This is a genomic window from Mesorhizobium sp. M4A.F.Ca.ET.050.02.1.1, assembly GCF_003997725.1.
Lineage (GTDB): Bacteria > Pseudomonadota > Alphaproteobacteria > Rhizobiales > Rhizobiaceae > Mesorhizobium.
In genome coordinates this window covers 1-3,467 of sequence record NZ_RZSG01000647.1, presented here as the reverse complement: position 1 = coordinate 3,467, position 3,467 = coordinate 1, and the positions used below count along the sequence as shown (strand labels likewise).

Below are 3,467 nucleotides of genomic sequence, written 5' to 3'. Positions count from 1 at the left end.
GCTCCTTGCCGTCCTTGACGATCTCGACGCCGAGCAGCAGGCCGCGCCCACGAACGTCGCCGACGCATTCATAACGCTGCTTAAGCCGCGACAGTCCGTCGAACAGTTTCGCTCCCAGGCGCTGTGCCCGGTCGACGAGCTTTTCCTCTTCCACCACATCGAGCACCGCAACGCCGACAGCCGCCGGCAGCGGGTCGGAGACATGCGTGGTGTAGAACAGGAAGCCCTTGTCGTGCGCTGCTTCCTCGATTTCAGCCGTCGTCATCACCGCCGATAGGGGAAGCCCGGCGCCGATGGTCTTGGAGAGCGTAAGGATGTCGGGGGTGGCGCCATCCCTTTGGTAAGCGAACATGTCTCCCGTGCGGCCGATGCCGGTCTGCGCTTCATCGAGGATCAGCAGCATTCCGCGCTCGCGGCATTTCTGCTGGAGTGCCGCCAGATATCCTTGCGGCAGTTCCAGTATGCCGCCGCTCGATAGGATCGGCTCGGCGACAAAGGCCGCCAGGCTTCCCGTCGACTGGCTGTCGACGAGGTCGAAGGCATCGCCGAGTTCGGTCAGCCAGTCCAGCGAGCCGTCGGCGTGCCTGAAGCGCGGCCGAAAACTGTTGGGGGCAGGGATGGCCAGCGATCCGACCGTGGCTGGGCCGTAGCCCTTGCGGCCGGCGCTGTAGGTCGCTGACGCCGCAGCCCCCGTCATGCCGTGCCAACTCTTCGAGAAGGCAACAATTTCGTGCTTGCCGGTCACCAGCTTTGCCATCCGGATCGCGGCTTCATTGGACTCGGCGCCCGTCGAAAGCAGCATCACCCTGTCGAGCCCGGGCGCCAGCGCCGCGAGGCGCTCCGCAAGCTCCACCACCGGGCGGGGACAGCATGCCGCTGAAAAGATGCGCGGCCCTTTCCACCTGGCGGCTGACCGTCGAGACGATCCTCGGGTGAGCATGCCCGAGCAGGGCGCTCATCTGCCCGGAGGTGAAGTCGAGGATGGGCCTGTCGTCGGCATCGTAGACGAAGGAGCCAGCGGCGCGCTCGATGATGGCGGGCTCGAAGCTGCCGCCATAGCGGATCAGGTGCTTGCGCGCCGAATCCCAAAACCCAGGCTCCAAGTTCTTCGACATATCTCAACTCCAGCAAGCGTTGCGCCAACAATTTAGCGGCTGGCGCGGATGCAGTAAAATTGATAGTTGTCGGATTCTGATATCAATGGATTTGATATGCTCGATCTCAAGCTGCTGGCGACATTCGTGCGCGCGGCGCATTCGGGAACCCTCAGTGCGGTGGCGGTACAGGTCGGACGCACGCAGTCGGCCGTGACAATGCAGGTGCAGCGGCTCGAGGAAGCCCTCGGCCAGAGCCTGTTTCATCGCAGCGGCAGCGGGGTGCGGCTCACCGGCAGCGGCGAGCGCTTCCTGGCCTATGCCGAGCGCATCCTCAAAATCCATGACGAGGCGATCTCGGCGCTGTCCGACAAAGGCCTGCACGGTTCGATTATTTTCGGCAGTCCCGAGGACTATCTGAGCGCGTTCTTTCCCGCGCTGCTGAAGGGCTTCGGAACCATGTATCCCGATGTCGAAATTAAGGTGGTTTCGGCGCCCACCGTCGAATTGCGGACGCTTCTCAACGCGCGCCAGATCGACCTGGCGCTTGTCTCCAGTCCGAACGCAAGCGACGCGCATGTGCGCACCGAAGCGCTCGTATGGGTGGGCAGCAAGCCGGCGCTGGACCTCTACGATTTTGGCGACATCGTGCCGCTGGCGTTGTCGGCGTCGAATGCCGTCGACCACAAGGCGGCTTGCGAGGCCATGGCGCGCGCCGGACTGCGCTACAAAATATCCTATGCCAGCAACAGCCTTGCTGGACTGATCGCCGTGGCGCGGTCGGGCCTGGCAATCAGCGTGATGACCGAGGATGCGGTGCCGTCGGACCTCCATATTCTGGGCGCGCCGTTTCCTCGCTTGCCCCAGCTTGGCATTCTGGTCGCCTTTGCCGACACCGAGCGATCACCCGCGGTCGAGGCCTTCGCCGATCACATCCGAGCCGTTCTGCCGTCTCTGTGAGAACTTCCGCTCTCCGATTGTCTCCCGAGGTCAGCCCGTCGCTTCCTGTGGATGCGCGGTTGGCATAGCGATCCTGATGGCCGCCAGGCATCCGAGAGTGCCGAGCGGCACGAAAGCGAGGAACAGCCAGCCGGCGACGTTCGCCGCCGCGTCGCGATTCAGGCCTTCGGAAAAGCCGCTGGCATTGGCGATGACGCCGGCGAGCGCCGCCCCTACCGCATAGCCGATGCGCTGCATGGTCGGCACCGCGGCGGAGGCGATGGTCTGCTCGCTATTCTGGGCGGAGGCCACGATGACCCGTGTCAGGAACGGCCAGCAGACGCCAAAGCCGCCGCCCTGCAGCAGGGCGCAAAGCAGGATCAGCGGGATCGAGCCCGCCGGGATCGTGTAGGCGAAGCCGGCGAGGCCGGCCGCGATCATCAGCGCGCCCACCACGATAATGAGCCTTTCGCGCTCCAGCGGCGCATTGGCGACGAGGATCGCCAGGATCGACCAGGCAATCGATTCGGCGGCGATGATGTAGCCGGTGGTCAGGATCGGGATGCCGTGCAGCGTGGTCAAAAGCAGCGGCCCGTAGATGGCGAAGGAGACGGTTGCCACCGAGAAGGCGGCCACCATGGTCATGCCGCTGCCGACCGGCGAGCGCCAGGAAAACAGCCGCGACGGAAACAGCCGCGAGCCCGGCTTCAGCGCATCGACGCGGAAGAACAACACGAGGCCGATCAACCCCAGCCCAAGCAGCAGCGAGGAGCGCAGCAGGGCGACATCGACGCCGGCGCTGGCGATCAGCACGACGCTGACGGCGAGGCAGCCGAGCGCGGCATAGGGGAAGGGCGGCGCCGTGCCCTTGTCCACCTGCGGCCTGGTCGCCTGCGGCGTGTCGAGCACGATGAAACTTGCCAGCGCCATGGCGGTGCCGCCAACCGTGAAGATGCCGAAGGCCCAACGCCACGATAGAAGCTCGGCCATGATGGCGCCAAGCATCGGGCCGCTGAAGGCGGCGACGCCCCAGATCGCCGACATGATGCCGAAAAGCTGCGGCCAGATGTTGCGCGGGAACAGCCGCTCGACCGAGACGAAAGCCAGCGACACCAGCGCGCCGCCGCCCAGCCCCTCGACCAGCCGCCCGGCAAGAAAGAGCGGCATCGAGGGTGCGGTGGCGCAGATCAGCGCGCCGGCAGCATAGAGCAAGGCGGCAACCATCATGTTGGAGCGCAGCGCCACATAACTCACCAGCCGTCCGGCGGCGGCGCCGGCGACGATGGCGCCAAGCTCGTAGATCGCCAGCGACCAGCCGACCAACTGCACGCCGGCCAGTTCGCCGACCATGGCCGGCATCACCGTCGCCACCATCGTCTCGTTGGTGGCGTGCAGCAGGATGCCGAGGCTGATGAAGCAAAAGCGCGCCAGGTC

General features: G+C 65.5%; 2 protein-coding genes and 1 pseudogene. 1 reads left to right on the top strand and 2 read right to left on the bottom strand.

From position 1 onward, the window contains the following. Window positions 1-1,115, bottom strand: a pseudogene (locus tag EOA33_RS28660) (aspartate aminotransferase family protein); the annotation flags it as partial. Window positions 1,116-1,211: 96 nt separating this feature from the next. Between EOA33_RS28660 and EOA33_RS28655 the strand changes: the two are divergent. Continuing rightward, window positions 1,212-2,054 (top strand): LysR family transcriptional regulator, encoded by an 843-nt coding sequence (locus tag EOA33_RS28655; protein ID WP_127407172.1) that lies wholly within the window; start codon window positions 1,212-1,214, stop codon window positions 2,052-2,054. Between the two features lie 30 nt (window positions 2,055-2,084). Here EOA33_RS28655 and EOA33_RS28650 read toward each other — a convergent pair. Next, window positions 2,085-3,467, bottom strand: a 1,383-nt coding sequence (locus tag EOA33_RS28650) for an MFS transporter (protein ID WP_127407171.1), incomplete at its 5' end; no start/stop codon positions are given.